Raw genomic sequence first — 20,949 nt, forward strand, 5'->3', positions numbered from 1 at the left:
CCGCGATGAAGGAGTTCTTCGGCGGCAGCCAGCTCTCGCAGTTCATGGACCAGACCAACCCGCTGGCCGAAATCACGCACAAGCGCCGTGTTTCGGCCCTTGGCCCGGGTGGTTTGACCCGCGAACGTGCAGGCTTTGAAGTGCGTGACGTGCACGTGACCCACTACGGTCGCGTGTGTCCGATTGAAACGCCTGAAGGTCCGAACATCGGTCTGATCAATTCGCTGGCTTTGTACGCCCGCCTCAACGAGTACGGTTTCATTGAAACGCCGTACCGCCGTGTGCTGGATAGCAAGACCACTAGCCAAATTGATTACCTGTCGGCCATCGAAGAGGGCAAGTACGTGATTGCCCAGGCCAACGCCTTGCTGGATGACGCTGGCAAGCTGACCGGCGATCTGGTGTCTGCGCGAGAAAACGGCGAATCCATTCTGGTCGGCGCCGAGCGCGTGCAGTACATGGACGTGTCGCCGGCGCAGATCGTGTCGGTGGCAGCCTCGCTGGTGCCCTTCCTTGAGCATGACGACGCCAACCGCGCGCTGATGGGCGCTAACATGTCCCGTCAGGCCGTTCCCGTGCTGCGTCCGGAAAAGCCGCTGGTCGGCACCGGTATTGAGCGCGTCGCTGCCGTGGACTCGGGTACGGTGGTCACCGCCACCCGTGGTGGTGTGGTGGACTACGTCGACGCGACCCGTATCGTGGTGCGTGTCAATGATGCGGAGGCCCTCGCTGGTGAAGTGGGTGTGGACATCTATAACCTGATCAAATACCAGCGCTCCAACCAGAACACAAATATCCACCAGCGTCCCATCGTCAAGCGGGGCGACAAACTGGCCAAGGGGGATGTGATTGCCGACGGCGCATCGACCGACCTCGGCGAAATCGCGATTGGCCAGAACATGCTGATCGGGTTCATGACGTGGAACGGCTACAACTTCGAAGACTCGATTCTGATTTCCGAGCGCGTCGTGGCCGAAGACCGCTACACCTCGATTCACATCGAAGAACTCGTCGTGATGGCGCGCGACACCAAGCTGGGCTGTGAAGAGATCACCCGCGACATTCCGAACCTGTCCGAGCAGCAACTCAACCGTCTCGACGAATCCGGCATTATTTATGTCGGCGCTGAAGTCCAGCCGGGCGACACGCTGGTGGGCAAGGTCACGCCAAAAGGCGAGACCACGCTGACGCCGGAAGAAAAGCTGCTGCGCGCCATCTTTGGCGAAAAAGCCAGCGATGTGAAAGACACGTCGCTGCGCGTGAGCCAGGGCTCGCAAGGTACCGTGATCGACGTGCAGGTCTTCACCCGTGAAGGCATTGTGCGCGACAAGCGTGCCCAGCAGATCATTGACGACGAACTCAAGCGTTTCCGTCTGGACCTCAACGACCAGCTGCGTATTGTGGAAGCCGATGCGTTTGACCGTCTCGAAAAACTCCTCGACGGCAAGGTCGCCAACGGCGGCCCGAAAAAACTGGCCAAGGGCACCAAGATCGACAAGGCCTACCTGGCCGACATTGAAAAGTACCACTGGTTTGACATCCGTCCTGCGGATGACGAAGTAGCTTCACAGCTGGAGAGCATCAAGAACGCCATGGAGCAAACGCGTCACAGCTTTGACCTGGCTTTCGAAGAAAAACGCAAAAAACTCACGCAAGGCGACGAGCTGCCATCCGGCGTGCTCAAGATGGTCAAGGTGTACCTGGCGGTCAAACGCCGTCTGCAGCCCGGCGACAAGATGGCCGGCCGCCACGGCAACAAGGGTGTGGTGTCCAAGATCGTTCCGGTCGAAGACATGCCCCACATGGCCGACGGCACGCCGTGCGACATCGTGCTGAACCCGTTGGGCGTGCCTTCGCGCATGAACGTGGGTCAGGTGCTCGAGGTCCACCTGGGCTGGGCCGCCAAAGGCTTGGGCCAGCGGATTGGCGACATGCTGCAGGCCGAGGCCAGAGTGGCCGAGCTGCGCAAGTTCATGGACACGATCTATAACAAGTCGGGCCGGGTTGAAGACCTGAGCACCTTGTCCGATGATGACGTCCTCGTGATGGCCAGCAACCTGACGACAGGCGTGCCTTTCGCAACGCCAGTGTTCGATGGCGCCTCTGAAGCGGACATCATGACCATGCTGCAACTGGCTTACCCGGACAACATCGCCCAGGCCAAAGGCCTGACCGTGACTCGTACCCAGGCCCAGCTGTATGACGGGCGCACGGGCGACCCATTCGAGCGCACGACCACCGTGGGTTACATGCACTTTTTGAAGCTGCACCATCTGGTGGACGACAAGATGCACGCCCGCTCGACCGGTCCCTACAGCCTGGTGACGCAGCAGCCACTGGGCGGCAAGGCGCAATTCGGTGGCCAGCGCTTTGGCGAGATGGAGGTCTGGGCATTGGAAGCCTATGGCGCCGCCTACACCTTGCAGGAAATGCTCACCGTCAAGTCCGACGACGTGCAGGGTCGTACCAAGGTGTACGAAAGCATTGTCAAGGGCGAGCACGCGATCACCGCGGGCATGCCCGAGTCGTTCAATGTGCTGGTTAAAGAGATTCGTTCGCTCGGTATCGATATCGAGCTGGAACGCAGTTAATCACAGGAAAGAAAAGGATTTAACTCATGAAATCATTACTCGACCTGTTCAAGCAATTCACGCCGGATGAGCATTTCGATGCCATCAAGATCGGTATGGCATCGCCCGAGAAGATCCGTTCGTGGTCTTTCGGTGAAGTCAAAAAGCCTGAAACCATCAACTACCGTACTTTCAAGCCTGAGCGCGACGGTCTTTTTTGCGCCAAGATTTTTGGCCCTATCAAGGACTATGAATGCCTGTGCGGCAAGTACAAACGCCTCAAGCACCGCGGTGTCATCTGCGAGAAATGCGGCGTCGAAGTCACGCAGACCAAGGTCCGCCGTGAGCGCATGGGTCATATCGACCTGGCCGCTCCGTGCGCGCACATCTGGTTCCTGAAGTCGCTGCCGTCGCGCCTGGGCCTGGTGCTCGACATGACGCTGCGCGACATCGAACGCGTGCTGTATTTTGAAGCCTACGTGGTGACCGACCCCGGCATGACCCCGTTGAAGAAATTCAGCATCATGTCGGAAGACGATTACGACGCCAAGCGCAAGGAATACGGCGACGAGTACACAGCCAAGATGGGCGCCGAAGGCATCAAGGACCTGCTCGAAGGCCTGGACCTCGACGTTGAAATCGACAAGCTGCGCAACGACCTGACCGGTTCCGAAATCAAGATCAAGAAAAACGCCAAGCGCTTGAAATTGATGGAAGGATTCAAGAAGTCCGGCATCAAGCCTGGCTGGATGGTGCTGGACGTGCTGCCTGTGCTGCCGCCGGACCTGCGTCCGCTGGTGCCGCTGGACGGCGGCCGCTTTGCCACCTCCGACCTGAACGACCTGTATCGCCGCGTGATCAACCGCAACAGCCGTCTGCGCCGTTTGCTGGAACTCAAAGCGCCCGAAATCATTGCCCGCAATGAAAAGCGCATGCTGCAGGAAGCGGTGGACTCGCTGCTTGACAATGGTCGCCGTGGCAAAGCCATGACGGGTGCCAACAAGCGCGCGCTCAAGTCGCTGGCCGACATGATCAAAGGCAAGTCGGGCCGTTTCCGCCAGAACTTGCTGGGCAAACGCGTCGACTACTCGGGTCGCTCCGTGATTACCGTGGGCCCGACGCTCAAGCTGCACCAGTGCGGTTTGCCAAAGCTGATGGCGCTGGAACTGTTCAAGCCTTTCATCTTCGCCCAGCTCGAAGTGCGTGGCATTGCCACCACCATCAAGGCCGCGAAAAAAGAAGTCGAATCCGGCACCCCCGTGGTGTGGGACATTCTGGAAGAGGTCATCAAAGAGCACCCCGTGATGCTGAACCGTGCGCCTACGCTGCACCGGCTCGGTATCCAGGCCTTTGAGCCCATCCTGATCGAAGGCAAGGCGATCCAGCTGCACCCCCTCGTCTGCTCGGCCTTCAACGCCGACTTTGACGGTGACCAGATGGCTGTTCACGTGCCGCTGTCTGTGGAAGCGCAGATGGAATGCCGCACGCTGATGCTGGCTTCGAACAACATCCTGTTCCCTGCCAACGGCGAGCCTTCCATTGTTCCGTCGCAAGACGTGGTGCTGGGTCTGTACTACACGACCCGCGAACGTACCAATGGCAAGGGCGAAGGGCTGGTGTTTTCCGACACCGGCGAAGTTCGCCGCGCCTTCGATGCGGGTGAGCTTGACCTGAACGCCAGGATCAGCGTGCGTCTGACGGAGTGGACCAAGGACAAGGAAACCGGGGAATTTGTGCCATCGACCAAGCTGTGGGAAACCACGGGAGGCCGAGCGCTGCTGTCCGAAATCCTGCCCAAGGGGCTGCCTTTCTCCAACATCAACAAGGCGTTGAAGAAAAAGGAAATCTCCAAGCTCATCAACGTGTCATTCCGCAAGTGCGGCTTGAAAGAGACCGTGGTGTTTGCCGACAAGTTGCTGCAATCGGGCTTCCGACTGGCCACCCGGGCCGGTATCTCCATCTGCATCGAAGACATGCTGGTTCCCAAGGAGAAGCACAACATCATTGCGCGTGCCCAGAAGGAAGTCAAAGAGATCGAGCAGCAGTACATCTCCGGCTTGGTGACCTCTGGTGAGCGCTACAACAAGGTGGTGGACATCTGGGGCAAGTCAGGCGACGAAGTCTCCAAGGTCATGATGGCCCAGCTTTCGAAAGAAAAGGTCATTGACCGCCACGGCAATGAAGTCGATCAGGAATCGTTCAACTCCATCTACATGATGGCCGACTCCGGTGCCCGCGGCTCTCCAGCGCAGATTCGCCAAGTGGCCGGTATGCGCGGTTTGATGGCCAAGCCCGACGGCTCCATCATCGAAACGCCCATTACCGCGAATTTCCGCGAAGGCCTGAACGTGCTGGAGTACTTCATCTCCACCCACGGTGCCCGCAAAGGTCTGGCCGACACGGCACTGAAAACGGCCAACTCCGGCTACCTCACACGGCGCCTGTGCGACGTGGTGCAGGATCTGGTGGTGACCGAAGATGACTGCGGCACGCAAGAAGGCTCGCTCATGCGCGCCATCGTTGAGGGCGGTGAAGTCATCGAATCGCTGCGCGACCGTATTCTCGGCCGCACCGCGGTGGAAGACATCCTGCACCCCGAGAATCGCTCGGTCCTGGCCAAAGCCGGTGTCATGCTGGACGAAGACCTGATTGACGAACTCGAAGCTGATGGCGTGGACGAAGTCAAAGTGCGTACCGCGCTGACCTGCGAAACCCGCTTCGGCCTGTGCGCCAAGTGCTATGGCCGCGATTTGGGTCGCGGTGGCCTGATCAACATCGGTGAAGCCGTCGGTATCATCGCCGCGCAGTCGATCGGTGAACCCGGCACGCAGCTGACCATGCGGACCTTCCACATCGGGGGTGCGGCATCGCGTGCCGCGATTGCCTCCAGCGTCGAAGCCAAGTCCAATGGTGTGATCGGTTTTAACGCACCGATGCGCTATGTGACCAACAGCAAAGGCGACCTGGTCGTGATTGCCCGTTCCGGCGAGATCGTCATTCATGACGAGTATGGCCGTGAGCGTGAGCGTCACAAGGTGCCTTACGGTGCGACGCTGACTGTCAAGGCCGACCAGACCATCAAGGCTGGTGCCATTCTGGCCAACTGGGATCCGCTGACACGCCCCATCATTACCGAATTCGCCGGCAAGGTGGCCTTCGAGAATGTGGAAGAAGGCGTGACGGTGGCCAAGCAGGTTGATGATGTGACGGGTCTGTCGACCCTGGTGGTGATTGATCCGAAGCGCCGCGGTGCGACCAAGGTGATTCGACCGCACGTCAAGCTGATCGACGCCACCGGCAACGAAGTCAAGATTCCAGGCACCGATCACGCGGTGACGATCGGCTTTCAGATCGGCGCGCTGGTTCAGGTGCGTGACGGTCAGGACGTCGGCCCCGGCGAAGTGCTGGCCCGTATCCCGGTCGAAGGTCAGAAGACCCGCGACATTACCGGCGGTCTGCCGCGTGTGGCCGAACTGTTCGAAGCCCGCACGCCGAAAGACAAGGGCACGCTGGCCGAGATGACCGGTACCGTGTCGTTTGGTAAAGAGACCAAAGGCAAGGTTCGCCTGCAGATCACTGATCCGGAAGGCAAGGTCTGGGAAGACCTCGTGCCCAAGGAGAAGAACATTCTGGTGCACGAAGGCCAGGTGGTGAACAAGGGCGAATCGATTGTGGACGGCCCGGCCGACCCGCAAGACATCCTGCGTTTGCTGGGCGTGGCCGAGCTGGCCCGCTACATCGTCGATGAAGTGCAGGACGTTTACCGCCTGCAGGGCGTGAAGATCAACGACAAGCACATCGAAGTGATTGTTCGCCAGATGTTGCGCCGTGTGGTGGTCGAGAGCGTCGGTGATTCCAGCTACATCGCCGGTGAACAGGTCGAGCGTTCTGCCCTGCTGGATGTGAATGATGCCTTGCGGGCCGAAGGCAAGATTCCAGCGGTCTTCAGCAACCTGCTGCTCGGTATTACCAAGGCGTCGCTGTCGACCGATTCGTTCATCTCCGCGGCTTCCTTCCAGGAAACCACCCGCGTGCTCACCGAAGCGGCCATCATGGGCAAGCGCGACGAGTTGCGCGGCCTGAAAGAGAACGTGATCGTCGGCCGCCTGATTCCTGCCGGTACCGGCATGGCTTATCACGAGGCACGCAAAGCCAAGGACCAGATGGACGACGCCGAGCGCCGCGCCATTGCCGAGGCGGAAGCGGCCGAACTTGAGGCCATGGCTGTACCGGCTGAAGCCGAAGGTGACAGCGCAGCAACGGAGTAAGCCCGGCTCCTGACGCCCTGAAAAGCGCCAAGCCCCACACCCCGCAAAGGTGTGGGGCTTTTTTGTAGGCGCTTCGCCCCGAAGTCGCCTGACAATGGGCTGGCTCAGAAAATTTAAGAAAAATTGGGCTGTAGCCCATATACAACGGGCATGAATAGCTATTAAAACAATAGCAATTTCCAGGCTGGACGCAGCGGCCCTGCCGAGACGTTGCAAAAAGCAGTTAATCTCATGGCAAGCATTGGCAAAATCGCTGAAAAAACTGCCGGAAAAACGCTCGGTTTCAAGTCCGCTACCCCTCAGCTTCAAGGAATCCTTCCATGTCCATGAGCACTCTTGTTTCCATCGGCCTGTGTGCCTTGCTGGTTTTCTGGGCCGTGGGTGCCTACAACCGTCTGGTGCGTCTTAAAAACACCATTGGCAATGCTTTTGGCCAGATCGATGTTCAGCTCAAGCGCCGCTATGACCTGATCCCCAATCTGGTGGAGGCCGCCAAAAAATATCTGCAGCATGAGCAGAGCACGCTGGAAGCGGTGATCACTGCGCGCAACCAGGCGCGCAGCGCCAGCGATGCCGTGCGAAGCCGACCGGCCAATGCCGGCGCTGTCACAGCACTGGCCGTCGCCGAGCAGGCTCTGGACGGCAGCCTGGGGCGTCTGTTTGCGGTGGCGGAGGCCTACCCCGAACTCAAGGCCGACCAGACCATTCGCGAGCTCAGCGAAGAACTGACCAGCACCGAAAACAAGGTCGGCTTTGCCCGCCAGGCCTACAACGATGCCGTGCTGGATTACAACAATGCGCAAGGGCAATTCCCGGCGCTGCTGATTGCCAGCCTGTTTGGCTTTGCGCCCTCGGTCATGCTGCGCGCCACCGAAAGCGCGCTGGAGCGTCAGGCCGTCCGCATCCAGATGTGAGCGCTGGCCTTCTTATTTCCCATCACGACGATGCGGTTTTTTGACCGGCAAGAACAAGCCCGGACGCAAACCCTCCGGCTGCTGTTGCTGTTTGGCTTGACGGTGATCGCGTTGCTGCTGGCCGTCAACGCCGCGCTGGCGCTGACCTGGCGCGCCGTGGCGCCGGGGTTCAGCGGCTATCCGGCCTATTTTTTAGCGTCAACTCGGCTGTGACGCTGCTGTTTGTAATGGGCGGCTGGTGGCTGGAAACTTCCGAGCTGCAAGGCGGCGGTGACAAACTGGCACGGCGGGCCGGTGCGCGCGAGGCTTGGCCTTCCAGCCGCGAGTCCGAGCAGAAGTTGTGCCACATCGTCAGTGAGTTGGCCATTGCCGCCAGCCTGAAGCAGCCCCAGCCCATGGTGCTGGCGCGGGAGGACAGCATCAACGCCTTTGCCGCCGGTTGGGACGAGGATGACGCGGTGGTGGCCCACGAGTTCAGCCATTTGCGCGAAGGCGAACGTCCGGCCACGGTGGAGGATCGTGCGGTACCAGGTCACTCGGAGGGGGACCTGCTGTTTGGAGACCGCAATAGCCAGATTGCAACCCTCGTTGAGCGTCATACACGCTACGTTATGCTGGTGAAGGTCGCCAGCAAAGACACGGAAACGGTCATTAACGCGTTGATCAAAAACGCTCGTAAGTTGCCGCAGGAGCTCTACCAGTCACTGACTTGGGATCGGGGTAAAGAAATGGCTGACCACAAGTGCTTTACGTTGGCGACCGACATCAATGTTTACTTCTGTGATCCCCAGAGTCCTTGGCAGCGCGGGAGCAATGAAAATACGAACGGACTATTGAGGCAGTATTTCCCCAAGGGAGTCGATATTTCGGATTACTCACAGGCACAGCTAAATGCAGTGGCGAGAAAACTGAACGAACGCCCAAGGAAAACTCTAAACTACGAAACGCCAGCTGAACGATTCAGCCAACTTGTTGCATCCACCGGTTGAATCCGCCACCAACACCGGACACTCACGACTGACTGCCGGTTCATTCCATGCCGGACATACGTTGCGTAAAGGTGGCTAACCCAAAGTCGTTTCTTCTGGTTACCAAAGCCGACGCTTGTCGCCGATTCAGTGGACTAGCAGCACTCTTAAGTCACGCAATTGATGCCGATAAGGGTACACGCCCGGGGATTCCCGCTTGACGCCGGACTTCAAGACGATTGCTATCCGTCACGCGAACGTCAGAAACTGCGTCAGAAAACAAAAAAAGCGGCCTTTTTGAGGGGCCGCTTTTTTTGCTGATTGCCGCACAAACCTAGGTTTCATGCGGGTTTCAAAGATGGTGGCCTGGGGCGGAATCGAACCACCGACACAAGGATTTTCAATCCTCTGCTCTACCGACTGAGCTACCGGGCCTGAGCCGCAGATTATATATCAGCCGCAATAGCCACCAGCCGGCGACAGACTTGCTGTTCAAGCGCCGCGCTTGCCGCGCGTGAGATCTACGCCCAGTTGCTTTAATTTGCGGTACAGATGGGTACGCTCCAGGCCGGTCTTTTCGGCCACACGGGTCATGGAGCCGCCTTCTTTGGCGAGGTGAAATTCAAAGTAGGCTTTTTCGAACTCGTCGCGTGCATCGCGTAGCGGCTTTTCAAGCAAAAAACTCTGCATGGCCTGCAGGCCCGGATCGACGGGCGCGGGCGGGATGACGCCGGTCATGATGGCCTCCAACGCGAGATCAGCCGGCAACAAGGCGGCGTTCAGGACGGTGGGTTTGCGGACGACTGTTTTGGCAAGGCCTTGCTCTACGGCCTTGAGCAGCTTTTGCAGGGTGATGGGCTTTTCAAGAAACGCCATGGCGCCGATTTTGGTGGCCTCTACCGCGGTGTCTATCGTGGCATGGCCGCTCATCATGATGACGGGCATGGTGAGCAGGCCGCTGGACGACCACTCCTTGAGCAGCGTCACGCCGTCGGTGTCGGGCATCCAGATATCCAGCAGCACCAGGTCTGGCCTGGCGCGTCCGCGGGCGGCGCGGGCTTGCGCCGCATTTTCAGCCAGCTCGATCTGATGCCCTTCGTCGTTGAGAATTTCCGAGAGAAGGTCGCGTATGCCCAACTCGTCGTCGACCACCAGAATATTTGCCATGATTGAATTGCTGCCCTGCCAGTTGTTGCCGATGCGGAGGTATTGCTGAATGTGTTGCTGCGTGTGTTGTTAAGCCACAACTGTGAATGATAACGATACTTGCGCGCCTTGCACGCTACCGTCCACAACGCGGTTCGAAATATCGATGCGCGCGCCGTGTTCATCCGCAATTTTCTTGACCACCGCCAGCCCCAGGCCCGTGCCTCTGACCTTGGTGGTGACGTAAGGCTCAAAGGCGCGTTTGAGGATGTGCTCGGGGAAGCCGGTCCCGTTGTCGCGCACGCTCAGGCGCACGCGTCTGGAGGCCTCAAGGTACTCGGTTTTGAGGGTGACGTGGCCCCCGTCTTTGCCCTCCTGGGCATCCTGCGCGTTTTGCAGCAGGTTGTGAATGACCTGGCGCAACTGCTGGGCATCGCCCTTGATCGGCGGGGCTTTGGGGTCGAGCTCAGTGGTGACCGGCACCACTGCGTTTTCGCTGGCGTTATCGCTGAGGTAGAGCTGCATCACATCGGTGATAAGCGCGTTGAGGTCAACCGGCTTGAGCTCGGCAGCGGGCAGGCGGGCGTAGTCGCGAAATTCGTTGACGAGCCGCTTCAGGGCATCGACCTGGTCCACGATGGTTTTGACGGACTTGGTGAGCAGCGCCTGCTCAGGCTCGCCCACCTTGCCCGTGAGTTTCATCTCGAGACGCTCGGCCGACAGCTGGATGGGCGTGAGCGGGTTCTTGATTTCGTGCGCCAGCCTGCGCGCCACTTCACCCCAGGCCTGCGCACGCTGGGCTGACACTATTTCAGAGATGTCGTCAAACACCAGCAAAAACTCTTCGGTGCCCGGCATTTTGGCGCCGCGCGCAATCAGCGTGATGGCATTGTCGGGTGCGCCAGGCACGGCGGCATGGAGTTCAAACGACTGCTGCCAGTGCTCCAGCCCATGCGGCGCGTTGTCGCTGAGGTAGTCGGCGAACTGAGCCAGCACATCCTTGGCAAACAGCTCCAGGCCGGGGACTTCGCCGAGCGACTTGCCCTGGTATGCGGCCAGCGGCGCGCGCAGGATGCGTGTCGCACCCGGATTGCTGGACTGGATGCGGCCCCTCACGTCCAGCACGATCACGCCAGCGGTGAGGTTGTCGAGGATGGTTTGCAGGTTGGCGCGCGCGGCGTCGACCTGGTTCATGCTTTCCTGCACCGCGGAGCGGGCATCTGACAGCTGCTGCGTCATGTCGGCGAACGAACGGGTCAGCCCGCCCAGCTCGTCTTTGCCCTGCAGCGCGGCTTTGGGCGTCAAGTCGCCCTGGGCCACCTGCTTCACCCCTTCGGCCAGCAGCAGCAGCGGCTTGGCAAGCTGGTTGCCCAGCACCACAGCCAACAGCACCGCGCCGAACACGGCCAGAAAAAGACTGAGCGTGAGTGTGCCAATATACATTTTACGCAGGCCACCACGCGCCAGCGCACGCTCCTGGTATTGGCTGTTGGCCTCCTGAACTGCAATGGCGTTGGTCACCAGGCCTGGGGGCAACACCGCAGTCACCTGCAAAAAGCGGGCATCGCCCAGCACAGTCACACGCGGGTTGTTCACCACGGCAAGAGCTTTGATACGCGGTGCCATGTTGGCCGCTCTTGCTGCAGCAGCGGCACCCGCCGTCCCGCTGCTGGCCGTCAGTTCGCCGGTGCCGCCTGGCACCACCTCGTCAAGCCCTTCGATCTGTGTGATGACGCGCTCGGTCCGTGCGTTGCGCAGTTGCTGCACCGAGGGGCGCTCGGGTTGAAGTAAAAACCGCGATCCACCTGCGCTGGAAATCAACTGGCCTGATGCGCTCCAGAGCACCACATCGCTGGCCGTGAGCTGGTCGCGCAAGCGCTCCAGTGCCAGGCCAGCCATGGCATCCGGGGTTTCTGACAGTTGCGTGGCCGCCTGCCGCGTTTTGTTGGCCAGGTCAGCCGCCAGCGCGTCCAGCGTGGCACGGCCCAGGTTCAGCCCCGCCGCCAGCGCGCCTTCGACCTCCACGTCAAACCAGCTCTCAATGGAGCGCGACACAAACTGGTACGATACGACATAAATCATCAGGCCAGGCAAAAGGCCCACCAGGGCGAAGATGGCCGCCAGCTTGACCAGCAGGCGACTGCCAAAGCGGCCGCGGCGCAGGCGCAGCGCCAGGCGCAGCACAATCCAGCCAATCACCAGCAGCAAGAGGCCCGCCACGGCCACATTCAGCCCAAAGAGGAGCGCGTAATTACGTTCGTACAGATCGCGGTTGCCGGTGGCCTGGGTCAGCAAAAACAACAGTACCAGCCCCATGGCCACCGTGACACCTATGCCGACGCCCACTGTCCAGCGAAAGGCCTGGCTGCTTTTGATCGACGCCACGTTGCCCGGAAGACTCACTTGACGCCCTCGGTGCTGGCGGCGGGAGGCATAGGGGACGTGGCGGGCTCCAGCTTCAGCTGTTCTTTAACCTGCGCGTAAATGGTCCATTCCCGTTGGCCGGCCATGCCGATCTGGAAAGGGCGTGGCAACTGCGAAAGATCGAGCCGAAAACTGAAGTCGAGTTTGTGCGTGACCTCCGGGTCCACTTCGGAGGTCTCGGCGATTTTCCAGCGGGCCACGCGCTGGATCGCCGACAGGGCTTCGGCCATTGTGTCGTAGTTCTGATTCAGTGTGGCGCGCAGGCCGGCGGAACTGCTGATCAGCCCCGAGGCAATGTTGACACGCCAACGGCGGGTCAGGGGCTGGTAAGCCAGGCGCAGGGTGCGGGCAGCGCTGACCACACGCGGATCCGTCCAGTACCAGCGCTCGCGGTAGATGTCGGCCTCGACCACAAAAAACATCGGAATACCCTTGAGCAGGGCGTCTTCAACCACCGGCGGGAGCTCAAACCGGACCCCAGCCGACAGGTAAATCCCGTCATCAGCGCGCTCAACGCGCAGTTCGGTGATCTCGGAAGCCAAGGCCGCGCTTTGGCCGTGCGCCAGCAACGTGCACAGGCAAAAGCCCAGCAGGAAGCGGGCAACGCGGCTCGCAACGCTGCTAATGGCTGCGTTTTTCAAGAAGTGCGAAATAAAAACCGTCGTGCTCACGCAGCAAATTGTCCGGGAAGACTGTCGCTTCAACGCCACTTTGGGGCAGCAAATGCCCTGGCGAGGGCATTAATAGGGCGTCGGTGTGGTGTGCAACAAACGTTTCTATCTGATTGTCACCCTCCGCCCGGAAAACCGAGCAGGTGCAGTACAGCAGGCGCCCGCCGGGTTTGAGCAAGGGCCACAGAGATTTGAGCAACTGCGCCTGGATGCCTGCAAGCTGGGCGATGTCGCCCGGCCGGCGCAGCCAGCGCACGTCGGGGTGACGCCGCACGATGCCCGAGGCGGTGCAGGGCGCATCCAGCAGGATGCCGTCGTAAAGCCGCCCATCCCACCAGGTGTCGGGCTGACCAGCGTCGCCCACCAGGATGTCCGCCTGCAGGCCGAGGCGCTGCAGGTTCTGCGCGATGCGCTCACAGCGGCGGGCATCAATATCCAGCGCCGTCACCTCACAGTCAGCCAGCTCCAGCAAGTGGGCAGTTTTTCCGCCGGGTGCGGCGCAGGCGTCGAGAATTCGAAGCGGAGTAGCCCTCCCGGGGGGCAGCGAAGCATGCGCAGTGGCTAGTGTGGAGGCCAGTCCCTCCAGCAGCAAAGGCGCGGCCAACTGGGCTGCGGCGTCCTGCACCGAAAAATGCCCCTCGGCAAAGCCCGGCAGCGCCGTCACGGGGCGCGCGGCAGCCAGGATTACGCCTTGTTTCCCCACCGGAGATGCTTTTATATTGATAGCTGTAAGCTCTCGTAGATACTGGGCTTGAGTCGTTTTTCGTTCATTAACCCGGAGTATCAGCGGGGCCCGGCTGTTGTTGGCCTGCAAAATAGCCTGCCAGTGTGCCGGGTGATCTTTGCGCACCTGGTCTATCCACCACTGCGGATGGTTCCAGATGGCTTGCGGACTTTTCTCGGTCTGCGCCACCAGCGCGTCGCGCTCGCGCAAAAAGCGGCGCAGGCAACCATTGATGAAGCTGGCTTGGTGCCGGGTGGCTTCACTGCGTTTGGCCGCTTCAACGATTTGATCGACCAGCGTGTGAGTCGTGTATGGCGCATCATCGTCTGACCAGCCCAGCGCCAGCGCCACACAGAGCAGCGCATCGGCCTCAGGCGGCGGCGGACGCTTGGCCAGTTGCTGGCGCAAGGCCTCGGCGCGGCCCAGCCAGCGCAACACATGAAAGCCGAGCGACTGAACGCCGGGCCGGAGCGTGGCGTCAACATCTTCCAGTGCGGCGGTCATGGACTGGCCGTCTCGAACGGCCATCAGTAAAGAGGCGGCCCCCTGAAGCTGGCGCCACAAGGGAACTTGGGTTGTGTTGTCTTGCATCGGTTCTATAGAGGCCGGCCTTTTGACGACCGACAGTAATGCCGTCCAGACACGGACGGCGCTGGGTGCATTATGGATTCGGCGCGATCCTGTCTTTCAAAAGATCGCATCAGGCCGCGTCACGGCCTCGCCATCGCGCTGTGCAGGCAGCGCAATCATTGGTCGGCCATAAATGCGGCGGATGCGCTCGGCCAGGGGCGGATGACTGGCAAACCAACGCGCTTCGGTGCTTGCGCCCACCAGCAGCATGTGCTGCACAGCCGGGTGCAGGCTGCGCTGCGTGCCGCCGCCAGCTGCCTGCTGGCCGGCCACCTTGCGCAGCACCCCGCCCAGCCCTTCTTTGCTGCGCGTGAACTGCACGGCGCGCGCATCGGCCAAAAACTCGCGCTGGCGCGATACGGCCGCCTTCAGTGCCCGCCCCGCCAGCCAGCCCAAGGAGCCGGTAGTCATGATGGCCAAGCCTGGCAGGGCGAGGAAGGAGCGGCGGCCTTCATCATCGGTTTCGCACAGGCTGCGGCCCAGATTGAAAATCATCTCCAGCCCGAACACCATGCCCGCCAGCCGCATGTTCAGGCGGGTATCTCTGATCGACACCGTGTCAGTGATTCGGCCGTGAGTGTCTGTCTTTTGCGTGTGATGACGTGAACGACGCATGCCTCGTGTGCGCCTCAAATGCTGCAACAGCTCTTTCTTCAAGGCGCCACGGGCTTGAAGAAAGAGGCTGCGGTAGATAGTCTCGTGTGACACGTGGTAGTTCTCGTCGCATGGGTAAGTATGCTTCAGCCACCCAGCAATCTGCTGTGGCGACCACTGGCATTGGAGCTTGCCTGCCACGACACGCGCCAGCGCTCGGTTCTCAGCCAGTTTGCAGGTCTTTGGGCGACGTGCCCGATCCCAAGCCGCTTGGTCAGCATGGTTGGCCCGATAGCATCCTTGGCCACCGTTGCGCCTGATCTCACGGCTGATGGTGGATGGCGCTCGACCGAGAAGTGTTGCTATCGAACGGATTGACTGGCCCGCCACCACAGCACGTGATATCTCTTCGCGTTCGGCTAAGGTCAGCGCTAATTGCGAACGGCAACGCTCTGGCGGGCGTATCCCACCCGTCTCAGCCAGAATCCGATGTATCGACGAGTGTGTTCGATCAAACAACCGGGCAATCTGGTGGAGGGTTGCACCTTCCTTCCAGCGCTCCCACATGAGAGCTTTCTGGCTTTGCGTGTAATAGATCCGTGGTCTTCGCTTCATTGGCAACACTCCTTCTGCTTACGCAGTGTTTAGTGTGTTGCATCCACCGGTTGAATGCGCCAGCGAAAGCGCCAGTCCGAACCGTCCTCATTGCCGTCGTTCAAACTCCAGGTTTTGGAAAATCTTAGAGGCAGCAACGTCCAGACGGGTTGCGGGTATCGCATGAACACAGACCTGCTTTCGTTTGCACCACTACAAAATTTTTGATGGCCGGTTTACGTTCGAACTCAGCCTTGCTGACACAAAAGCAATAGCACAGCAGGTCGTCGTCTCCTTCTTCTTTTACCCCGATACGTGTTCGTAACTGCGACTTGAGAATTAGCGAGTCATCATCCCCAAAGTAGGCAACATCGCATTCGGAATCATCACAAAAATAATACCGTGCGGCGGTTGAAACCCAACCCCACGACTCCTTGATGTGATGAGCGATAGTTCGCCCGGAAACTTCCGCATACTCCCGACTATTGACGGGACAGCGATGTTTTCTTGGATGCTTGTTGTCGCAGCCAGATGCTGAACAGCAACTATTCATGTTCACCTCGATAGAGTTCGTTTTGGACGCTATTATCGGTTTTCCACTGGTATTACAACGGCTGCTAATGGTCGCGTCCTGACATATGGATGCGTCGAGGCAACAGCCCTTGCGGCGGCCAACCGCAGGTCGGACTATCATGTTCATCAGTGAAATGTAGAAAGCACGTTCAGGAATGAGACTCGCAATCGGAATTATCGTATTGGCTGCCGCGCTGGGGGCGGTGAAACTGTGGACGTCCGGCGCGACTAGCGGTTGGGTTTCTACAGGAGTCATGGTGGGTGCAGGACTCGGAGTTATTGTGGTCGCTTGGGTTGTGGGAGTATGGTTGCGCAATCGGCAGCGCAGGCGGTTGATTGACATGCGGGACTCGGCGCTTTGGTGAGACGTCAATCAGAAATCAGCCAAGTGCCATCGTTTGACGGACCACTGGACCTCAGACTTGAGTCGAGCGTCTGGCCCTGATGTAGTGCTCGGTCATATCCCGGTTTTTGTGCCCAAGCAGGGGCTGAGAGTGTGCCAGGTCGCCGGTGCCGGTCGCAGCCTTGGCTCGGATATCCCGAAACTGAAAATCCACCTTTGCCAGGGTGCGCGCCTGGTCGAAGCGTGAGCGCAGGGCTCCCTGGGTCAATGGTTGTCCGTTTTCATCCTGAATCAAATAAGCGCTGATGGCACGGCGTGGCCGGTCGTTGATTTTGGTGATGACGGCCGCCAGTTCGCCGGTGACCTCAATGCCTAGTCGGGCGCCGGTTTTGTTCTGCACTATCCACAGCGCACCATCGCGGATATCGGAGCGTTTGAACTTGAGTACATCAGCCGGCCGCTGACCGGTCAGCAGTGCCAAGTCCTCGCGTCGATCACCGTGAAATGCGCCTGTGCCTTGACCTGGGTGAATTCAGCATCATCAGTGATGTATCTGGAACGCCCGGCCTCCTTGAAGCCCTTAACCCCGCACACTAGGGGCCCTTCCTTCTGACCGAGGAAAAGACGTCATTGAGGTCTTCATATTGGCTGGGCTTGGCTTCCTCTTTTTGATAAATCCTTGCTGAAGGGGTTAAGGATTGCATCTGACTGTCCTGAGCCCAAACAGAGTCTTCCCACAAGGCCCAATCAGATTCTTCGTTACCTTCAATAACCTCAGGAATTGGTACGGGGGCGTCCAGACCTTGCCCCGTGGCCAACGTCGAAGAAGGTTTGCGCGCTGTTGGCTTTCGCACTGGATTAACCTTGGTAGCGGCTGAACGCTTAAAAAAGTTGAACATGGTTGAACCACCGGTTCGTGTTAGATCGCCAATGAGTTGAGCGCTACCTTTGACGCCAAACCCATGGCCTGTTTAATTCAGTAATCTTCTCTGTTTGCCTGAATAAGACGCCTCGGGCTTTGCACTGTCCAAAGAATGCAGTGACATTCTGTGCCCCTATGTGTTAATTCGCAACAATTCACACACCAGTCGATCTTCGCTACATGACACTACCCCTCATAGCCTCATCGTTCAGTAGCTTGGTATGAGTGGGAATGACTGTTTCACAAATCCCGAAGCTGCGAAGGAATAGCCGCTGTCCGCAACGGGCTGACCGGCTCGCGCCTAATGTCGAAAATTATTACACTTGCCTCGACCGCCGAACGGAAAATGAGCAGAAAGTTGTTTCTTGACAGAGACTTACGGACTTCGAATTGACCTGGCTCAATATATGCGTGTATTGGATAATCGTTGGGTAATCGCGCCCGCGATGCCTTCCCGAACATCAAGGATCTGGCCTCTAAGGTAGGCCTCACATCATGGAAATTGAAATCGCCATTGTTCTTTTTGTTCTTGGCAGCTGGGGCATGTTGCTGTTCCGGCGAGAAATGAAAGAACGGCGCTACAAGACGGTGCTCACCGTCAATGTCGATTCGACCGAGAAGGATGAATACGACCTTCCGAAGCAAAGCATTCAAATGCGAAAGACGGTCCAGCTTTGTGCGCCGGTCGTCCAAGGAATGCTGGTCGAAGCAGATGGTACGGATAGGCATCTCCGGGTCGTAGAGTCCTTGGTTGGAGAAACCTGTGTTGCTGCGTACCTTGAGCCAATTATTGTTTCCGCTTCCGCGGTAGAGAACGAAGCAAATGGCCTCACGCAATTCCAGTGGTATAGGCAGGACTAACGGGTCATTGCAGCAGGCCGCCATTCAAACGTTAAACGTCCGCTTTTGGAAAGCCTGACTGACTCCAAACAAGTCTCTTGCAGGCATTCGGCGGCACAGGTTTGGCCGTTAGGAAGCCCCGCGTAGGTCACCCAAAACAAGTAGCCCTGTCTGATCAGCACTTTCAACGCTCGCTCCATTCAGCCTCAGTGGCCTGGGTGACCTGAGTAGACTGATTTTTTAAAAAAATCAGTCTACAGCCCATTATTTATCGGCGTAGGCAGCTATCAAATAGGTAGCAAATCCGGAGCACCGGCTTCCGCCATCGCTGACTTTCAGGCCAGCGTGTAGGCGGTTTTCACTGTCGTGAAGAACTCCTGCGCGTACTTGCCCTGTTCACGCGGGCCGTAGCTGGAACCCTTGCGCCCGCCGAAAGGCACGTGGTAGTCCACCCCGGCTGTGGGCAGATTTACCATCACCATGCCGGCCTGGCTGTGCCGCTTGAAGTGCGTGGCGTACTTCAGCGAGGTGGTGGCAATGCCTGCGGACAGGCCGAACGGCGTGTCATTGGCAGTCGCCAGCGCGGCTTCGTAGTCCTTGACCCGAATGACGCTGACCACTGGGCCAAAGATCTCTTCGCGGTTGATGCGCATGCCGGCGGTGCTTTCGCTGAAGAGCGCCGGCGTCATGAAGTAGCCTTCGGCACCGCTGCCGGTGTGGCACCTGACGCGTTCACCGCCGACTGCCAGCGTCGCGCCTTCGGCCTTGCCGATCTCGATGTAGCTCAGGTCCTGCTCCAGTTGCGCCTGCGAGGAGACCGGGCCGATGTCTGTGCCGGCGGCCAGGGCGTCACCGACCTTGATGCGTGCCATGCGTTCCTGCAGGGCCTTTACGAATGCAGGGTAGATGCCTTCGGTCACGATCAGCCGGCTGGACGCCGTGCAGCGCTGGCCGGTGGAATAGAAAGCGCTCTGCGTGCTCAGTTCTACCGCCTGGGCCAAGTCCGCATCGTCCAGAATGACTTGCGGGTTCTTGCCGCCCATTTCGAGCTGCACCTTCTTGAGGTGCAGGGCACAGGCTTGCGCAATGCGGCCGCCCACACCGACCGAGCCGGTGAAGCTGATGGCGTTGATGCCGGGATGGTTGACCAGCGCATCGCCAATCACCCTTCCGGAGCCCATCACCAGATTGAAGACGCCCGCCGGGATGCCTGATCGCGAGATGATCTCGGCCAGCGCCCAGGCACTGCCCGGCACCAGGTCGGCCGGTTTGTGCACCACGCAGTTGCCAAAGGCCAGCGCAGGTGCAATTTTCCAGGCCGGAATCGCAATCGGAAAATTCCAGGGCGTGATCAGGCCGACCACGCCCACAGGCTCGCGCGTGATTTCCACGCCGATGTTGGGGCGTACCGAGGGCACGGTTTCACCGCTGAGGCGCAAACACTCACCGGCAAAGAACTTGAAGATCTGGCCGGCGCGGGTGGCTTCACCAATGCCTTCTGGCCGGGTCTTACCCTCTTCGCGCGAGAGCAGGGTGCCGAGTTCCTCACGGCGCGCCAGGATTTCGGTGCCGATCTTGTCGAGCGCATCCGACCGGGCCTGGATGCCGGAAGTGGACCACGCGGGAAATGCAGCCTGCGCCGCCTGCACGGCCGCATCAATGCCTGCAGCATCAGCTTGCGCATACTCGCCGATCACGTCAGACAGGTTGGATGGGTTCAGGTTGGCGCTGGTGGTGTTGCCGGGAACCCATTGGCCGTTGATGAGGTTATGGTGGAGGTTGTTGTGCAAATTGGTCATGGATGTCCTGAAGAGGTTAGGGGTCGCCGATTTATTTTGTCCAGCGAAGGACCAGCGGGTCCAGGCGGCGGGCAGTTTCCAGCAGGCCGGCGCGCACGGCGGGGTGCATGGCCGGAAAAGGGTGGCGCGGCACTTCGCACGCGATGATGCCACCTTCTTTCATAAGCGCCTTGGCGGTGAGTATGCCCCCTTGGCGGTTTTCGTAATTGATCAGTGGCAGCCAGCGCTGGTAGGCGTCAGCCGCCTCGTCGCCTCGTCCTGCAAACCAGGCATCCATGATGGTGCGAATGCCATCGGGGTAGCCGCCTCCTGTCATGGTACCCGTGGCACCCGCGTCCAGGTCAGGCAGCAGGGTGATGGCTTCCTCGCCATCCCACGGGCCTTCTATGGCGTCGCCACCCAGGCGGATCAGCTCGCGCAGCTTGGAGGCTGCACCCGGTGTTTCAATCTTGAAGTAGGCCACCTGCTCGATCTCCCTGGCCATGCGGGCGAGGAACGCCGCCGACAGCGTGGTACCGCTGACCGGTGCATCCTGGATCATGATGGGAATGTCGATGGCGCCCGACAGCGTGGCGAAAAACTCATAGGTCTTTTCCTCAGGCACGCGGATGGTGGCGCCGTGGTAGGGCGGCATCACCATGACCATGGCGGCACCGGCATCCTGCGCGCGGCGGCTGCGTTCAGCACAGACTCGCGAGCCAAAGTGCGTGGTGGTCACAATCACCGGAACCCGGCCCGCCACATGCTGCAGGATGGTTTGCGTGAGGACTTCGCGCTCGTCATCTGACAGCACGAACTGCTCGGAGAAGTTCGCCAGGATGCACAGGCCGGTGGAGCCCGCGGCTATCATGAAATCGACGCAGCGCTTCTGGCTTGGCAGATCCAACTCGCCGGACTCGGTGAAAGTTGTCGGAACGACAGGGAAGACACCTTGGTACCTGGGGATGTTGCGTTGGGTCATGTTTGTTG

15 protein-coding genes, 1 tRNA gene and 1 pseudogene are annotated in these 20,949 nt (G+C 59.6%); 6 read left to right on the forward strand and 11 right to left on the reverse strand.

Features of this window, described 5'->3' with window-relative positions:
* From rpoB to B3F77_RS08865, 5 genes and pseudogenes are all read left to right on the forward strand, one after another.
* The coding region (gene rpoB, locus B3F77_RS08845; protein WP_293604604.1) for a DNA-directed RNA polymerase subunit beta at positions 1-2,591 on the forward strand (2,591 nt) is incomplete at its 5' end.
* A gap of 26 nt (positions 2,592-2,617) precedes the next feature.
* Positions 2,618-6,838, forward strand: coding sequence for a DNA-directed RNA polymerase subunit beta' (rpoC, locus tag B3F77_RS08850; RefSeq protein ID WP_293604605.1), 4,221 nt, complete (start codon positions 2,618-2,620; stop codon positions 6,836-6,838).
* A 320-nt stretch (positions 6,839-7,158) separates the two neighbouring features.
* Entirely contained in the window at positions 7,159-7,752 is a 594-nt protein-coding gene (locus tag B3F77_RS08855; protein WP_293604606.1) for a LemA family protein, read from the forward strand.
* A gap of 30 nt (positions 7,753-7,782) precedes the next feature.
* The gene (locus B3F77_RS08860) at positions 7,783-7,965 is read left to right on the forward strand and encodes a hypothetical protein (protein ID WP_293604607.1); all 183 of its coding nucleotides are present in this window, start codon (positions 7,783-7,785) and stop codon (positions 7,963-7,965) included.
* 281 nt (positions 7,966-8,246) lie between these two features.
* Positions 8,247-8,741, forward strand: a pseudogene (locus B3F77_RS08865) (IS30 family transposase); the annotation flags it as partial.
* Between the two features lie 338 nt (positions 8,742-9,079).
* Here the strand turns inward: B3F77_RS08865 and B3F77_RS08870 are convergent.
* The 9 genes from B3F77_RS08870 to B3F77_RS08910 all read right to left on the reverse strand — a co-directional run bounded on the left by B3F77_RS08870 (position 9,080) and on the right by B3F77_RS08910 (position 17,318).
* Positions 9,080-9,155, reverse strand: a tRNA-Phe gene (locus B3F77_RS08870).
* Between the two features lie 57 nt (positions 9,156-9,212).
* A complete protein-coding gene (locus tag B3F77_RS08875) occupies positions 9,213-9,887 on the reverse strand; it encodes a response regulator (RefSeq protein ID WP_293604608.1) in 675 nt (224 codons plus the stop codon).
* A 69-nt stretch (positions 9,888-9,956) separates the two neighbouring features.
* Positions 9,957-12,269 carry a sensor histidine kinase gene (locus tag B3F77_RS08880; RefSeq protein ID WP_293604609.1) on the reverse strand — a complete coding sequence of 771 codons (2,313 nt, stop codon included), beginning with the start codon at positions 12,267-12,269 and terminating at the stop codon, positions 9,957-9,959.
* Positions 12,266-12,931: a DUF4390 domain-containing protein gene (locus B3F77_RS08885; RefSeq protein WP_293604610.1), complete on the reverse strand. Its 666-nt coding sequence runs from the start codon at positions 12,929-12,931 to the stop codon at positions 12,266-12,268. Before B3F77_RS08885 ends, B3F77_RS08880 begins: the two co-directional genes overlap by 4 nt.
* A complete protein-coding gene (rsmB, locus tag B3F77_RS08890) occupies positions 12,912-14,276 on the reverse strand; it encodes a 16S rRNA (cytosine(967)-C(5))-methyltransferase RsmB (RefSeq protein ID WP_293604611.1) in 1,365 nt (454 codons plus the stop codon). Before rsmB ends, B3F77_RS08885 begins: the two co-directional genes overlap by 20 nt.
* A gap of 96 nt (positions 14,277-14,372) precedes the next feature.
* Positions 14,373-15,524: a helix-turn-helix domain-containing protein gene (locus B3F77_RS08895; RefSeq protein ID WP_293604612.1), complete on the reverse strand. Its 1,152-nt coding sequence runs from the start codon at positions 15,522-15,524 to the stop codon at positions 14,373-14,375.
* A gap of 124 nt (positions 15,525-15,648) precedes the next feature.
* Positions 15,649-16,332, reverse strand: coding sequence for a putative iron-sulfur cluster-binding metallochaperone (locus tag B3F77_RS08900; RefSeq protein WP_293604613.1), 684 nt, complete (start codon positions 16,330-16,332; stop codon positions 15,649-15,651).
* A gap of 160 nt (positions 16,333-16,492) precedes the next feature.
* Positions 16,493-16,900, reverse strand: coding sequence for a tyrosine-type recombinase/integrase (locus tag B3F77_RS08905; protein ID WP_293604614.1), 408 nt, complete (start codon positions 16,898-16,900; stop codon positions 16,493-16,495).
* A 112-nt stretch (positions 16,901-17,012) separates the two neighbouring features.
* Positions 17,013-17,318 (reverse strand): hypothetical protein, encoded by a 306-nt coding sequence (locus B3F77_RS08910; protein WP_293604615.1) that lies wholly within the window; start codon positions 17,316-17,318, stop codon positions 17,013-17,015.
* Between the two features lie 518 nt (positions 17,319-17,836).
* On the opposite strand from B3F77_RS08910, the gene B3F77_RS08915 reads away from it, so the two are divergent.
* Positions 17,837-18,202 carry a hypothetical protein gene (locus B3F77_RS08915; RefSeq protein ID WP_293604616.1) on the forward strand — a complete coding sequence of 122 codons (366 nt, stop codon included), beginning with the start codon at positions 17,837-17,839 and terminating at the stop codon, positions 18,200-18,202.
* 314 nt (positions 18,203-18,516) lie between these two features.
* Here B3F77_RS08915 and B3F77_RS08920 read toward each other — a convergent pair whose 3' ends face one another.
* Positions 18,517-19,980: an aldehyde dehydrogenase family protein gene (locus B3F77_RS08920; RefSeq protein WP_293604617.1), complete on the reverse strand. Its 1,464-nt coding sequence runs from the start codon at positions 19,978-19,980 to the stop codon at positions 18,517-18,519.
* 31 nt (positions 19,981-20,011) lie between these two features.
* Positions 20,012-20,941, reverse strand: coding sequence for a dihydrodipicolinate synthase family protein (locus B3F77_RS08925; RefSeq protein WP_293604618.1), 930 nt, complete (start codon positions 20,939-20,941; stop codon positions 20,012-20,014).
* Positions 20,942-20,949: the final 8 nt, after the last annotated feature.

Source organism: Polaromonas sp. UBA4122, assembly GCA_002381615.1.
Lineage (GTDB): Bacteria > Pseudomonadota > Gammaproteobacteria > Burkholderiales > Burkholderiaceae_C > Polaromonas.